Here is a 14,505-nt window from a genome sequence, read left to right as displayed (position 1 = left end):
CGCTCAGGGCCGTTTCGCGCCCTTTCTGTTACGGCGCGGCCATGCGTGGTTCGGCTGAGGAACGCCCCCGCGATGGAGAGGGCCGCCCAGAGGCAAAGCCGCCCCCGATCACCGCGCAATCACCCTCCATTGCCCCGCCCGCCGAGACTGGATAGAACCCGGGAAAACCGGAACCTTCAGGGCGGAGTGACCCATGGCAGCCTATCAATACGTCTACCACATGGATGGCGTCTCCAAGACCTATCCCGGCGGCAAGAAATGCTTCGAGAACATCCGCTTGTCCTTCCTGCCGGGCGTCAAGATCGGCGTCGTGGGCGTCAATGGCGCGGGTAAATCCACCTTGATGAAGATCATGGCCGGGCTCGACAAGGACTTCTCCGGCGAGGCCTGGGCCGCCGAGGGCGCCAAGGTCGGCTATCTGCCCCAGGAGCCGCAGCTCGACGAGACCCTCACCGTCCGCGAGAACGTGATGCTCGGCGTGGCCGAGAAGAAGGCCATCCTCGACCGCTATAACGAGCTGGCCATGAACTATTCCGACGAGACCGCCGAAGAGATGGCGACCCTGCAGGACGAGATCGACGCCCAGAACCTCTGGGATCTCGACGCCCAGATCGACGTCTCCATGGAGGCCCTGCGTTGCCCCCCCGACGAGGCCATGCCCGAGAACCTGTCGGGCGGGGAACGCCGCCGCGTGGCCCTCTGCAAACTGCTGCTCGAAGCGCCCGACATGCTGCTGCTGGACGAACCGACCAACCACCTGGATGCCGAGACCATCGCCTGGCTGCAAAAGCACCTGATCGAGTACAAGGGCACCATCCTGATCGTCACCCACGACCGCTACTTCCTCGACGACATCACCGGCTGGATCCTCGAGCTCGACCGCGGCCGCGGCATCCCCTATGAGGGCAACTACTCCGCCTGGCTCGAACAGAAGGCCAAACGCCTCGAACGCGAAGCCAAGGAAGACAAATCCCGCCAGAAAACCCTCGAACGCGAACTCGAATGGATCCGCGCCGGCGCCAAGGCCCGCCAGGCCAAGCAGAAAGCCCGGATCAACGCCTATGAAGAACTCGCCGGCCAGTCCGAACGCGAGAAACTCAGCCGCGCCCAGATCATCATCCCCAACGGCCCCCGCCTCGGCCAGAAGGTGATCGAGATCGACGGCCTCTCCAAGGCCTATGGCGACAAGCTCCTGATCGAGGACCTCTCCTTCTCCCTCCCCCCCGGCGGCATCGTCGGCGTGATCGGCCCGAACGGGGCGGGCAAATCCACCCTCTTCCGCATGCTCACCGGCCAGGAAGAGCCCGATGGCGGCAGCCTCAGCTACGGCGACACGGTCGAGCTCTCCTATGTCGACCAGTCCCGCGACGCGCTCGACGCCGGCAAAACCGTCTGGGAGGAAATCTCCGACGGCGGCGAGATCATCCAGCTCGGCGACGCCCAGATGAACTCCCGCGCCTATTGCTCGGCCTTCAACTTCAAGGGCGGCGACCAGCAGAAAAAGGTCGGGCTCCTGTCGGGCGGCGAACGCAACCGCGTCCATATGGCGAAACTGCTGAAATCCGGCGGCAACGTGCTGCTCCTCGACGAGCCCACCAACGATCTCGACGTCGAAACCCTCCGCGCCCTCGAAGACGCGCTCGAGGATTTCGCCGGCTGCGCCGTGATCATCAGCCACGACCGCTTCTTCCTCGACCGCCTCTGCACGCATATTTTGGCTTTTGAGGGGGACGCCCATGTGGAATGGTTCGAGGGCAACTTCGAGGCCTATGAAGAGGACAAGGCCCGGAGGCTCGGGCCTGATGCTCTGGAGCCCAAGCGGGTGAAGTATAAGAAATTTACGAGGTGAAACATGATATACTCTGAGTTCGCCGTACAGTCGGAAAACTTCAAAGGAGTTCCAAACGGCTGGAAACTAATTCAACCCGTCAATTTTATAGTTGGTGAAAACTCTGCAGGGAAAACCAGCTTTCTGGATCTGCTCTCGGTACTGGACTCTGCGAATTTTGCACTCACAAATAAAATACTTGGCAGTGTGGACGGATTAGATGATCCGGAGGACATAATCACTCGCTATGGTAACAATAAAACCATTAAGGTTGGATATGTTGGAAAAGTTGAGACTGAGGACGATGGAATTCAGTTTGCTGGTAAGATTGCTTCTTACAAGAAAAAGAGTGACGAACTAGAACTGGAGACTGTTACTATCTTCGACCGAAGATCTGCGTTTAAAACACAACTTCGGGGAAGGACTTACTTCTCGAAAAGATTTGACTTAGACAGTGAGGATCCGAACCTAAGTGACGCATGTGCATTAGCCGATGAAGCACATCATGACTCGGGCAGAGGGTACACAAAGCTTTTGGAGCTTGGCCCTGAAGGCCCTGCACCAGACTATCAAGACTGGTTTCAGGCGACAATGCAATCGCGATTCCAACTTGCAAAAAACTATCAAGGCTCAAGAAAGTTGAGAGCGTTTGCCGCTGTGGAAGGGCAACCACTGAGAATTCTCCGATATGGACCAATCCGGGGAGAAGCAGAGCGACTATTCTTTGGATCAACTGAGAAAGATTTTGATCCGAGCGGAAGTCATTATCCTTTTAGGTTGAAAAGCCTTTCTGATAAGAAGGCCGCATCCCTCGATGCAATTAAAGCTTTTGGAAAGGCTAGTGGGCTGTTCGATGACATTAGGGTTCAACCGCTACGAGGTGGGAAGCAAGGATCTGCGTTCAGCATATTATATAAGAAATATAATACAGAGTTCTATTCTAACGAACTTGGGTATGGTCTAGGGCAGATCATTCCAATTGTAACAGATACAGTAAGCTCGAACGGTGATCGTACCTTTTTAATACAACAGCCTGAAGTACATCTTCATCCTAAAGCGCAAGCCGCTTTCGGAAGCCTCCTCCCGAAGATTTCAGAGAGAGGCGTGACGTTCGTTATCGAAACTCACAGCGACTTCATAATTGATCGATTTAGGATGGAGCGAGCTATCAACAAGTCTAATCACAAAGCTCAAATACTTTTCTTCTATAAGCCAGAAGGTGCCGACCGACCGATATTTGAGACGATCACGATTTCTCAGGATGGCTTGACGGAAGAAATGCCCGAAGAGTATCGCGAATTCTTTGTGAAGGAAGCACTTGCCAAGTTTGAGAGCTTGTAATGCCATCATTTGTTCTTGATGTTTGCATTGACGTGGTGGATGGACAGAAGGAATATATCACAAGTTTTTTTTAAGGATGTCTACAAGTTGAATGGTTGGGTGGTGATGTTCGGTGGCTCGACTATGAGTGGGCAAGTGATTAAGAAGGAGAGCTTTCTTGTGCTTCTCAATCAGCTAAAAGACCGTGGGCGCCTTAAAAGTATTGATAAAAGTGTAGTCGACAAGCGAGAAACTGAAATACGAGAGAGAACAATGGCGAGAATCGGCGCCATGCCAACTGAATGCGATGATCTGCATATTCTTGCGCTATGCGCGGTTACGAAGTGCTCGAACGTAATCACGAAGGATCATCGCCTGAGTTTATGCGCCGACCTGCTTAGGAAGGAGATTGGGCACAATTATTGCCCAAGTATCCGAGTTATTTCTGATGAGAAGACCTATCTCAGCTTAAAGAAGTCAAATAGTCTTTAGCCGTTAGCTGAAGATTAGCTCTTTCGGTTTAATCGCAATTCAAACGCTACCTCGCCAGTCGCTATCGTGTAATCCTTGGTTCGAAAGTGTAGTCAGCCCTTTTGCCGACCTCTGGCTGAACCCGCCCATGGAGCTCCGCGCGTTCGGACCTCGGAGCCTCCACTGGACGTTCCGCCAGCGATGGCTCGGCTTGCGCTCCGCGCGTTCGCGCCTTGAAAGGTCCACTGGACCTTTCACCGCCTCCGGCGGCTCGGCGCTCACTCCCCCGGCAACCTGATCCCGAGGGTTTCCTTGCGGCTCCGGGCGAAGCGCTCCTGTTTATAGACCTCCGCGATCCGCATCTGGGCATAGGTCGCCAGCAGCCGGTTGATCCGTGTCTGGTATCCCGGCCCCATGGCGCGGAAGAACTGCGCGACGCTCGTATCGAGCCGCAGGGTGATCTTCTCCTTTTTCTCGTAGACCGGCACATCCGCTTCCAGCGTGTGCCACGCCTCCGGCACCAGCCGCTGGATCTCGCCCAGCCAGTCATCATCCCGTGACAGCCCATAGAGCGACAGGGTCAGCCGTTCCCGCGCGAGGCGCTGGGTCCGGGTTTCGCCCTTGGCATCGTGCCAGAGCGGGTGGGGAGGCAGGGTCGGCATGGCGTGGTCTCCGGGCCGGATGGCAGGGATGCGGGGCGGGCGCCGCGGGGGATCTGGGCGAAAACCATGCCGCAGAGCGGTTAACAGGGCCTGAGACCACCGCGCGCCCGTGCCCGACACTTGCCCGACACATGTCCGACAGGGGGCCGACACCCCGCCGACAGGGGGGTCAGACCCTAGGGGCACCCGCAGCGCCCCAATGCTCAACGGCCAGCCCTTGCCCCTCCTGCAAAACCACGCCTAAATATGGCCAACACCAACTCGGAGAAGAATCCATGAAGATCAAACCCTTCCTCGCCATCCTGCTCACCGCACCCTTCCTTCTGGCCGCGTGCAACACCGTCGAGGGCGTGGGCGAAGACCTCTCCGACGCAGGCGACGCCATCGCCGAAGCCGCGCAGTAAACGCTCACACCAAACGCACGCACCCTCACATGCGCGCCAGCATCGCGACATAAACGGGCGCGGGGGACGCGCCCGCCCCATATGGGGTCCATCACCATGAAGGACCCTGATATGTCTCGCTTTTCTTCCGCCCTGATCGGGACTGCGCTGGCCGTGGCCCTGCTCGCCCTTGCCAATCAGATCGGCCTGCCCCGCACGCTTGGCGCGCATCCCTTCTGGGCCACGCAGGTGCTCTGGATCGGCGCACCGCTTGGCCTTGTCCTTGCTCTGCTGGCCACCCTGCGCGCCCGCCCCGGGATCGGCGCGCTGACCGGGCTGGCCCTGAGCGGGGCGGCGTTCTGGGCGGCCACCCATGGACGGATCGCCTTCGCCGCCTCCTATGCCGAGGACGCGCTGGCCGGTCAGATGTGGTATTTCGGCTGGATCGCCCTGGCCGCCGGAGCCGCCCTCACCCTCGCCACCCTCCCCGCCCTCCTGCGCCCCCACCGCCCTGCCCGCGCTTAACGCGGGTCAAAAACAGCCAAAAAGCCCAAAAATAGGTCGCCAAAAGCGTGAAATGCGCAGGAATTCGCCTTGCCTTTTGCCCCGCGCAGCCACACATGTCGTGGGCGAATGAGGCGCACTCGACCCACTGTCTCCCTACCGGCTTCAGTTTCGACCTGCACGACATGACGCCGAGGCTGCCGCAGATCCGCGGGCAGCATTCTTTGAGGAGACAAGCGGATGGCCACTGGCACCGTGAAATGGTTCAATGAAACGAAGGGCTACGGCTTTATCGCACCCGATGGGGCGAGCAAGGATGTGTTCGTGCATATCTCTGCAGTCGAGCGCGCCGGTCTGACCGGCCTGAAGGACAACCAGAAGGTGACCTTCGACATCGAAGCTGGCCGTGACGGCCGGGAGAGCGCGACGAACCTCGCTCTGGCGTAAGCCACCCCACACCAAGTTCCGGGCGCGCAGCAATGTCGCGCCCTTTTCTCCCGGGAGACCCGGGTCTATATCTCCCACATGTTTGCTGATCTGCTCAAACGTCTGACGACGCCCGCAACCGAGCCCTTTCCGGAACCGGATGCCAAGCTGGCCATGGCGGCCCTGCTGGTGCGCATCGCCCGGTCCGATGGTGATTATGCCGAGGCCGAGATCGCGCGGATCGACAAGATCCTCGCCACGCGCCACGGACTGTCACCCTTTGAGGCCGCAAAGATGCGCGGCGATGCGGAAACCCTCGAATCCCAGGCACCCGACACGGTCCGGTTCACCCGGGCCATAAAGGATGGCGTGATCTACGAAGAGCGGATCGAGGTGATCGAGGCGCTCTGGGGCGTGGTTCTCGCCGATGGCGTGCGCGATCCCGAAGAGAACTCGCTCCTGCGGCTGACTGCGAACCTGCTCGGGGTGAATGATCGCGACAGCGCGCTGGCGCGTCAGCGAGTCGAAGCCAAGAGCTAGCTCAGAGGCGCGGGCCAATCCCCGTGACCGGGCAGAATATTGCCCATGATCGAAGCATTCGCATCGAAATCCATCGCTTTCCCGTACGTCAGACCCCGCGCCCGCTTGCAATCCGGCGTGTTCTTCGCCCTACTTTTGCAAATTATGAAGAGAGGCGCGGCGTGACAGACACAACAGCCCCCGTGATTGAAATCCGGAACCTACACAAGGCCTATGGGGCGCTCGAAGTGCTCAAAGGGGTCAGCATCCGGGCGGAACGGGGGGATGTGGTGTCGCTGATCGGGTCTTCGGGCTCCGGTAAGTCCACTCTTTTGCGGTGTTGCAACCTGCTCGAACACAGCCAGCAGGGCGAGGTGCATTTCTGCGGCGAGCCCGTGAGCTGGGCCGGGACCGGGGGCGCGCGGGAGCCGGCGGACAAAAAACAGGTGATCCGCATCCGCACGAACCTCTCCATGGTGTTTCAGCAGTTCAACCTGTGGTCGCACATGACGATCCTGCAGAACGTGATGGAGGCCCCGGTCACCGTGCTGGGTCAGGACCCGGCCGAGGTCGAGGCCCGCGCCCGGATGCTGCTCGACAAGGTCGGGATCGGCGACAAATGCGAGGTCTATCCGGCCCAACTGTCGGGCGGGCAGCAACAGCGCGCCGCGATTGCGCGTGGCCTGGCGATGGAGCCCAAGGCGCTGCTCTTTGACGAGCCGACCTCGGCGCTCGACCCGGAACTGGAACAGGAAGTGGTCAAGGTCATCAAGGATCTGGCCGTCGAGGGCCGCACCATGCTCATCGTGACCCATGACATGCGGCTCGCGGCCGATGTCTCGGACCATGTGGTCTTTCTCCACCAGGGTCTGATCGAGGAAGAAGGGCCGCCCGATGCGCTCTTTGGCAATCCACAATCCGCGCGGCTCAAACAGTTTCTGAGCGCCACCGTTTCACACTGACACACCGGGTAAAAACCCATCCACCTAAGGGGAGACTTCACATGAGAAACCTGTTCCTCGGCACAGCTTTGCTGGCGATCACCGCAGGCGCGGCGTTCGCAGCAGGCCACGGCACGACCGTCCGCATGGGCACTGAGGGCGCCTATCCTCCGTATAACTTCATCAATGATGCCGGTGAGGTTGACGGTCTGGAACGCGAGGTTGGCGACGAGGTATGCGCACGGGCCGAGCTGACCTGCGAATGGGTCACCAATGACTGGGACTCGATCATCCCGAACCTCGTCTCGGGCAATTACGACACGATTATCGCGGGCATGTCGATCACGGCCGAGCGGGATGAAGTGATCGACTTCACCCAGAACTACGTGCCGCCCGTGTCCTCCGCCTATCTCGGCAGCTCCGAGGATCTCGACCTCTCGGGCGCTGTGATTGCCGCGCAGACCGGCACGATCCAGGCCGCTCATGTTGCGCAATCCGGTGCGACCCTGCTGGAATTTGCCACTCCGGACGAGACCATTGCCGCCGTCACCAACGGCGAAGTGGACGCGGTGCTGGCGGATAAGGACTTCCTCGTTCCCTTCGCAGAGGAATCCGATACGCTGATGTTCATTGGCGAGGACGTCCCCCTCGGCGGCGGCATCGGGATCGGGGTCCGCGAGAGCGACCCCGAGCTCAAGGCCAAGCTCGACGCGGCGATCCAGTCCATGAAGGAGGACGGATCCTTGAACGAACTGATCAAAAAATGGCTGCCGGGCTCACCGCTGTTCTGATCGGAAACAATCGAAACGGTTTCGGGGGCGCAACTTGACAGGTTGCGCCCCTTTTTGCTGATTTGGTTAACAGGAGTACGATTTTGAGGGAGAGAGATCATGAAAAAAGTCATTCTCAGCGTTCTGTTCGCCATCTTGGCCACGACCGGCCACGCCGCCACATTTTCGGCCACCGGCGCGAGCGCTTCGAGCGAATTCAGCTCGCAATATGTTGCTGAGAACACGATCGACGGCTCCGGGCTGTCTGCGCCGGGTGATCCGGGCGCGAGTCATGCGGATTACGCGGTCAACAATCACTGGACCACGGCGCGCAACACCGTAGCGGAAGATGCCTCGATCGAGTGGAGCTTCGCCGGGCCGTCCGATCTCGGCGGGATCTATATCTGGAACCACCGCTCCAACGTCATCTCCAGCAATGATGGTTACGAGCCGGTGCTGTTCGACCTGACGCTTCTGAACGGCACAACGGTGATCGAGAGCTTTGACGATGTCGCGCTGTCGCCGGATACGGACAAAGCCCAGGCCTTCACCTTCGATGCCGTGGTCAGCAACGTGACCAGTGTCCTCTTCGAGGTTGAGGCCGTGCAAAGCTCAAACAACTACACCGGTCTGGCCGAGGTGCTCTTCGACGACGCGTTGATCGCCGGGGCGACCCTGCTCAGCAATGCCCCCAGCCCGACACCGGTGCCCCTGCCCGCGGGCGGTCTGCTTCTACTCAGCGGAGTGGCAGGGATCGCAGCCATGCGGAGAAAACGGCGCTAGGCCTGCGGGATTTGTTGTAATCCCCCGCAAGCTGGAACATCGTGACAGACGGGGCGCGGCACCTTGCGCCCCGGAACAAACGGGGCCTGATGTTTTCCTACTGCACTGATCCGTCGACGCTCTCGGGACTGACCTGGCTGTCCTGCTACCTGACCACCGGAAAGCATATGGCCTTCTACGCCAGTTTCGGGACGGTCATGATCCTGTTGGCGGTGACGGCCCCGGCGGCCCTGCTGTTCGGGTTCGGCGGCGCGGTGGCGGCGCGGTCCACCCTCGCGCCCCTGCGCTGGATCGGGAAGGGCTACACCTCGATGGTGCGCGGCATCCCCGATATCGCGTTCTTCCTGTTCGTGCCGATCGCGCTGGATCAGGGGCTGGAATACCTGCGACACCACGCAAAATGCCCCGACTGGACCGAGGCCATCCGGCAAGGCAGCGATTTCGTGGTCTGTGCCGAGGCCAAGCTGCCGCTCTCGACCAGCCCGCAATGGGTGCATGAGGTCTATGGCTTCTCGCTGGCCGTGCTGGCCTTTGCGATCGTGTTCGGTGCCTTTGCGGCCAATGTGCTCTTTGGCGCGATGCAGGCCGTGCCCCGCGCTCAGATGGAGACCGCCGAAGCCTATGGCATGACCCGGCGCCAGAGCTTCTGGCGCGTCATGGTTCCGCAGATGTGGCTCTTTGCTCTGCCCGGCCTGTCGAACCTGTGGCAGATCCTGGTGAAGGCGACGCCGCTACTGTTCCTGCTGGGGGTTGAGGATATCGTCTATTGGGCGCGCGAGCTGGGCGGGTCCAAGACAGCGCGGTTCACCGACTACCCGCACGGGGATTGGCGGCTCTATTACTTCCTCGGCTTGCTGGTCTTCTACCTGTTCCTGACATCGATCTCGGAGCGTCTCTTTGGCAAGCTGATGCAGCGGCTCAGTCATGGACAGGCGACCATGGCCGGTGAGGCTCAGCGCAAGGCGGCCCCGGCATGAGCTGTTGGCAGACCATTCAGGACTACGCGTTTCGGTCCATCGGCTATGGGGAGCGTTTGCTGCCCCGCTCGGATTTCACCCTGTGCGAGCAGTTCACCCTGATCGGCTCAGGCCTGATCTGGAACATCTATTTCGGGGCCTGCGCGCTGGCGCTGGGGTTCTTCCTCGCCACACTGGTGGCCATGGGCAAGGCCTCGGACAAACCGTGGATCCAGCGCCCGGCGGATTGGTTCATCTTCGTGTTCCGGGGCTCTCCGCTCTTCATCCAGTTCTTTCTGGCCTATTTCTTCTTCATCCAACTCAAATCCGTCTCAGGTTTCTTTGACCCCTTCACATCCGCCTGGGCCGGAGCGCTGGTGGTGCTCTTTTTCAACACCTCCGCCTATGCGGGCGAGATCTTCTACGGCGCGTTGCGCTCGGTTCCCAAGGGCGATCTAGAGGCTGCGGATGCCTATGGCCTTGCCGGCTGGACAAAGTTCAGGCGGGTGACATGGCCGACCATGCTGCGGCTGGCATGGCCCTCTTATACGAACGAGGCGATCTTTCTGTTTCACGCCACGACGTTGGTCTTCTTCGCGGGCTTTCCCGCCTTTCAACAGCGGGGCGATGCGCTCTACTACGCGAATTATTTCGCCACCAAGACCTTCAACCCGTTCATCCCCTACCCGATCGTGGCCTTCTATTTCATCCTGCTGACCCTCGCGGTCATCATGGGCTTTGGCCTCGTGAACCGCCGTCTCAACCGGCATCTGGCCCCGCAACAGCGCCCAAAACTGAAATATCGGCCTCAGCTTATCCGTTAACCTTTCGACCACGCTTGCGGCACTAGGATTAATGCGACTAGGCTGACGCAGGGAAACACTAGGTCACGATGGATATCGGCATTCTGCAATGCGGTGAGCCTCCGGAGGAGGTGCGGTCTCGCCATGGCGGATACGAGACCCTTTACCCGCAGCTTCTCGCAGGGGCGGGCATGCGGTTCACGACCTATGATGTCGAGAATATGGCCTTCCCCAGCGCCCCCACCGATCAGCAGGGCTGGCTCGTCTCCGGCTCGCGCCATGGGGCCTATGAAAGCCACGATTTCATTCCGGCGCTGGAACGGTTCATCCGCGCCGCCTATGCCGCCCATATCCCGATGGTCGGGATCTGTTTCGGCCACCAGGTCATTGCCCAGGCCTTGGGCGGGCGGGTCGAACCCTTTGCCGGGGGCTGGGCCGTGGGGCGGCAGGGCTATTATTCCGAGACGCTCGGTACGCTCTATCTCAACGCCTGGCACCGCGATCAGGTGGTCGAGGCCCCGCCCAGCGCCGAGACCTTCGTCTCCAGCGCCTTCTGCGCCCATGCCGGGCTGGTCTATGACACCCGCGCCTGGAGCGTGCAGGCCCATCCGGAATTCACGCCGGAGGTGCTGAGCACGCTGATCACCTCGCGCCGGGCCATCGACAACGTGCCCGCCAGCCAGCTTGACACGGCGGCGCTCCAAGTGGATCAACCGGTGGACAATGCAAAGATCGCCGACGCGATTGCCGCCTTTTTCCATTTGGACAGGACCCCGGATCATGGCCGAAACGCCGCTTGAGCGGATGCTCACCGCCGTCCCCGAGACGGCACGGGACTACCTTGATGGCAGACGACTGGACGAGGTGGAGTGCATCGTCTCGGACCTCGCCGGTGTGGCGCGGGGCAAGGCGATGCCTGCGGGCAAGTTCGCGCGGCAGATGTCCTTCTTCCTGCCGAACTCGATCTTCTTTCAGACCATCACCGGCAGCTGGGCCGAGGCTGCGCTGGACGGGTTCACCGAGCCGGACATGGTGCTGAAACCGGATCTGAGCACGGCCATGCCCGCGCCCTGGACCGCGGATTGGACCCTGCAGATCATCCACGACATCGAGGATCAGACCGGTGCGCCCATGCCCGTCGCGCCGCGCAACGTGCTCAAGCGGGTGATCGGGCTCTATGAGGCGCGGGGCTGGACCCCGGTGGTCGCCCCCGAGATGGAATTCTACCTGACCGCGCGCAACGTCGACCCGGCCATTGCGATCCAGCCGCCCATGGGCCGCACGGGGCGCCGGGCCGCCGCCCGGCAGGCCTATTCCATGTCCGCCGTGGACGAATACGGCCCAGTGATCGACGACATCTATGATTTCGCCGAGGCGCAGGGGCTCGAGATTGATGGCATCACCCAAGAGGGCGGCGCCGGGCAAATCGAGATCAACCTGCGCCATGGCGACCCGCTGCGGCTGGCCGACGAGGTGTTCTATTTCAAACGGCTGATCCGCGAAGCCGCCCTGCGCCATGACTGTTTCGCGACCTTCATGGCCAAGCCGATCCAGGACGAGCCGGGCTCGGCCATGCATATCCACCATTCGGTGATCGACGCGGTCACTGGTGCGAATATCTTCACCGCCCAGGACGGCTCTGAAACCCCGGCCTTTCAGCATTTCATCGCCGGGCTGCAGCGGCATCTGGCCAGCGTGGTACCGCTTTATGCGCCTTATGTGAACAGCTACCGCCGCTATGTCCCGGACAATGCCGCACCGATCAATCTCGAATGGGCGCGCGACAACCGGACCGCCGGGCTGCGCGTGCCCGTGGCCACCCCCGCGGCGCGGCGGGTGGAGAACCGGCTGGCGGGCATGGATTGCAACCCCTATCTCGGGATCGCGGCCTCGCTGGCCTGCGGCTATCTCGGGCTTGTGGCCCAGACCGATCCCAAGCCGCAATATATCGGCGATGCCTATTCCGGCTCCGATGATTTGCCGCCCGAACTGGGCGCGGCTCTGGACCTCTTTGCCGAGGCCGGAGAGCTGCGCGAGGTGCTCGGGCCAGAGTTTTGCCGGGTCTACGAGATCGTCAAACGCCATGAATATGGCGAGTTCCTGCAGGTCATCTCACCATGGGAGCGGGAGCATCTGCTTCTGAACGTCTGAGGTGAACCTGCTCGACGTCAATGACAGCCCCGGGACCTACCCCCCGAGCTACTACGCCGAGACCACCCCGCCCCTCGCCCCCTTCCCCGGCGCGCAAGGCCACCTGCACACGGATGTCTGCGTGGTGGGCGGCGGCTATACGGGCCTATCGGCGGCGCTGCATCTGGCGCGGCGCGGCTATGATGTTCTGGTGCTCGAGGCGCAGCGCTTCGGTTTTGGCGCCTCGGGGCGCAATGGCGGTCAGGTGGGCTCGGGCCAACGGCTCGAACAGGAAGTGCTCGAAGCCCGCTACGGGGCGGAGCCTGCGCGGTTTCTCTGGGACAGCGCGCAGGAGGCACGCGCCTTGGTGGACAGCCTCGTGGCCGAAGGGATCGACTGCGATCTGACCCCCGGCGTGATCTATGCCACCGAACGGAGCGGCGATATCGGCCCGGCCCAAGACAGCGCCGCGCATCTGGCCGACCGCTATGGCTATGTCACCACCCCGCTGGATCGCTCCGAGGTTCAGGCCCTGACCGGCAGCCCGGCCTATTGCGGCGGCGTTCTGGATCCCGGTGCGGCCCATCTCAACCCATTCAAGCTGGTCCTTGGCCTTGCAAGGCAGGCGCAGAATGCGGGCGCGCAGCTTTGCGAGGGCAGTCGCGTTACCGGGATCGCCGATGACGGCCCCCATGTGCAGATCGCCACGGCGGAGGCCAATATCACCGCCGAGCATGTGGTCCTCGCCGGGAATGGCTATCTGGGGGAGCTGGACCCGCGCACCGCCGCCCATGTCATGCCGATCAACTCCTATATGATCGCGACCGCGCCACTGGGCGATCTGGCGGACGAGATCCTGCCGCAACGCCACGCGGTTGCCGACAGCCGCTTCGTGGTGAACTATTTCCGCCTGTCACCGGACCGCCGGCTGCTGTTTGGCGGTGGCGAGAGTTACAGCTACCGCTTTCCGAAGGATATCGCGGCGAAGGTGCGCCGTCCGCTGGCACAGATCTTTCCGCAACTGGCGCAGGTCGAGATCGACTACGCTTGGGGGGGCACGCTGGGCATCACCCGCAGCCGCCTGCCCTATGCCACCCGTCCCAGCCCGCGCGTGCTGAGCGCGGGGGGGTATTCCGGGCATGGCGTGGCCTTGTCGATCTGGCTCGGGCGCGCCATGGCGCAGGCCATCGATGGCGATGATCGACGGTTCGCGCGCTTCGCCGAGCTGCCGGTCCGGGCCTTTCCCGGGGGGCCTGCCCTGCGCGGTCCGCTCCTCTTTGGCGCGATGAGCGCGGCGGCCTTGAGCGATCGCCTGCCCCTCTGACGAAAAAAGCCGCGCCGGCCCACTGGGCAAACGCGGCCTGTTCGCATCGGGCAAAGCCCCTTGGATCAGCTCATGCCGGAGAGCTTCTTTTGCAGATCCGCGAGCTGGCGCTTGATATCGTCAATATCCGACGTCTCCTCGGTCGGAGCTTCCTCGCCCTCGGCGCCGGGCACGGTGCCGGGCGTTTTCCAGCCCCCCATCATGGTCTCCAGAAAGGCGCGTTGCTGCTTCTGCATCTGATCGAACCCGGGCACGGCGGCCATGGGATTGGGCATCCCTCCGAGGTTGTTGATCATCTTCTCCTGGCTGTCGCGCAGCATTTCGAAGGACGCGGCGAGGAACTGCGGCACCACGGATGTGGACTGCCCCGCATAGCTGCGGACCAGATCCGTCAGCACGGAGATCGGCAGCACATTCTCGCCGCGGCTCTCATGTTCCGCAATGATTTGAAGCAGGTACTGGCGGGTCAGGTTGTCACCACTCTTGAGGTCGACAATCTGGACCTCACGGCCATCCCGGATGAACCGCGCGATATCTTCCAATGTGACGTAGTCACTCGTCTCGGTGTTATAGAGACGCCGGCTCGCATAACGCTTGATCAGCAGCGGTTTATCAGTTTCTGCCACAAGACCCCTCCTTCTTTTGGCGGTGCAGCGAAGCTTAGGGCAGCGCTGCAGAAAAAGAA

The 14,505-nt window shown here is 61.4% G+C and carries 17 protein-coding genes; 15 read left to right on the top strand and 2 right to left on the bottom strand.

Going from position 1 to position 14,505, the window contains the following annotated elements:
* The first annotated feature begins 193 nt into the window (after positions 1–193).
* Genes ettA through ACP150_RS07425 form a run of 3 tightly spaced genes read left to right on the top strand, consistent with a single transcriptional unit; the run spans position 194 to position 3,640 of the window.
* Positions 194–1,849 (top strand): energy-dependent translational throttle protein EttA, encoded by a 1,656-nt coding sequence (gene ettA, locus ACP150_RS07435; RefSeq protein ID WP_424965938.1) that lies wholly within the window; start codon positions 194–196, stop codon positions 1,847–1,849.
* Between the two features lie 3 nt (positions 1,850–1,852).
* Positions 1,853–3,169, top strand: a complete 1,317-nt coding sequence (locus ACP150_RS07430) for an AAA family ATPase (protein ID WP_424965937.1) — start codon at positions 1,853–1,855, stop codon at positions 3,167–3,169.
* Positions 3,170–3,187: 18 nt separating this feature from the next.
* A complete protein-coding gene (locus ACP150_RS07425; protein WP_424965936.1) occupies positions 3,188–3,640 on the top strand; it encodes a hypothetical protein in 453 nt (150 codons plus the stop codon).
* A 257-nt stretch (positions 3,641–3,897) separates the two neighbouring features.
* On the opposite strand, the gene ACP150_RS07420 is transcribed toward ACP150_RS07425, so the two are convergent.
* Entirely contained in the window at positions 3,898–4,281 is a 384-nt protein-coding gene (locus ACP150_RS07420) for a BrnA antitoxin family protein (RefSeq protein ID WP_424965935.1), read from the bottom strand.
* Positions 4,282–4,556: 275 nt separating this feature from the next.
* On the opposite strand from ACP150_RS07420, the gene ACP150_RS07415 reads away from it, so the two are divergent.
* The 12 genes from ACP150_RS07415 (at position 4,557) to ACP150_RS07360 (ending at position 13,820) form a co-directional block, all read left to right on the top strand.
* A complete protein-coding gene (locus tag ACP150_RS07415) occupies positions 4,557–4,685 on the top strand; it encodes an entericidin A/B family lipoprotein (RefSeq protein ID WP_424965934.1) in 129 nt (42 codons plus the stop codon).
* A 111-nt stretch (positions 4,686–4,796) separates the two neighbouring features.
* Positions 4,797–5,189 carry a hypothetical protein gene (locus tag ACP150_RS07410; RefSeq protein WP_424965933.1) on the top strand — a complete coding sequence of 131 codons (393 nt, stop codon included), beginning with the start codon at positions 4,797–4,799 and terminating at the stop codon, positions 5,187–5,189.
* A 219-nt stretch (positions 5,190–5,408) separates the two neighbouring features.
* Positions 5,409–5,615 (top strand): cold-shock protein, encoded by a 207-nt coding sequence (locus tag ACP150_RS07405; protein WP_424965932.1) that lies wholly within the window; start codon positions 5,409–5,411, stop codon positions 5,613–5,615.
* Between the two features lie 78 nt (positions 5,616–5,693).
* Complete coding sequence (locus tag ACP150_RS07400; protein ID WP_424965931.1) at positions 5,694–6,134, top strand: TerB family tellurite resistance protein; 441 nt, start codon at positions 5,694–5,696, stop codon at positions 6,132–6,134.
* A 161-nt stretch (positions 6,135–6,295) separates the two neighbouring features.
* Entirely contained in the window at positions 6,296–7,075 is a 780-nt protein-coding gene (locus ACP150_RS07395; RefSeq protein WP_424965930.1) for an ABC transporter ATP-binding protein, read from the top strand.
* A gap of 41 nt (positions 7,076–7,116) precedes the next feature.
* A complete protein-coding gene (locus ACP150_RS07390) occupies positions 7,117–7,845 on the top strand; it encodes a transporter substrate-binding domain-containing protein (protein WP_424965929.1) in 729 nt (242 codons plus the stop codon).
* 99 nt (positions 7,846–7,944) lie between these two features.
* Positions 7,945–8,607 carry a VPLPA-CTERM sorting domain-containing protein gene (locus ACP150_RS07385; protein WP_424965928.1) on the top strand — a complete coding sequence of 221 codons (663 nt, stop codon included), beginning with the start codon at positions 7,945–7,947 and terminating at the stop codon, positions 8,605–8,607.
* 89 nt (positions 8,608–8,696) lie between these two features.
* The gene (locus ACP150_RS07380) at positions 8,697–9,584 is read left to right on the top strand and encodes an ABC transporter permease (RefSeq protein WP_424965927.1); all 888 of its coding nucleotides are present in this window, start codon (positions 8,697–8,699) and stop codon (positions 9,582–9,584) included.
* A complete protein-coding gene (locus tag ACP150_RS07375) occupies positions 9,581–10,387 on the top strand; it encodes an ABC transporter permease (protein WP_424965926.1) in 807 nt (268 codons plus the stop codon). The genes ACP150_RS07380 and ACP150_RS07375 overlap by 4 nt, the downstream gene beginning before the upstream one ends.
* A 68-nt stretch (positions 10,388–10,455) precedes the next feature.
* Positions 10,456–11,166, top strand: a complete 711-nt coding sequence (locus ACP150_RS07370; RefSeq protein WP_424965925.1) for a type 1 glutamine amidotransferase — start codon at positions 10,456–10,458, stop codon at positions 11,164–11,166.
* Positions 11,147–12,517, top strand: coding sequence for a glutamine synthetase family protein (locus tag ACP150_RS07365; RefSeq protein WP_424965924.1), 1,371 nt, complete (start codon positions 11,147–11,149; stop codon positions 12,515–12,517). The genes ACP150_RS07370 and ACP150_RS07365 overlap by 20 nt, the downstream gene beginning before the upstream one ends.
* A gap of 1 nt (position 12,518) precedes the next feature.
* The gene (locus ACP150_RS07360) at positions 12,519–13,820 is read left to right on the top strand and encodes an FAD-binding oxidoreductase (protein WP_424965923.1); all 1,302 of its coding nucleotides are present in this window, start codon (positions 12,519–12,521) and stop codon (positions 13,818–13,820) included.
* 65 nt (positions 13,821–13,885) lie between these two features.
* On the opposite strand, the gene phaR is transcribed toward ACP150_RS07360, so the two are convergent.
* Positions 13,886–14,446, bottom strand: coding sequence for a polyhydroxyalkanoate synthesis repressor PhaR (gene phaR, locus ACP150_RS07355; RefSeq protein WP_424965922.1), 561 nt, complete (start codon positions 14,444–14,446; stop codon positions 13,886–13,888).
* Positions 14,447–14,505 lie beyond the last annotated feature (59 nt).

Origin of the sequence: Dinoroseobacter sp. S375 (assembly GCF_049800775.1) — a bacterium.
Classification (GTDB): domain Bacteria; phylum Pseudomonadota; class Alphaproteobacteria; order Rhodobacterales; family Rhodobacteraceae; genus Dinoroseobacter.
The sequence above is the reverse complement of the archived record's forward strand: the minus strand, read 5'-3'. Positions and strand labels throughout refer to the sequence as shown.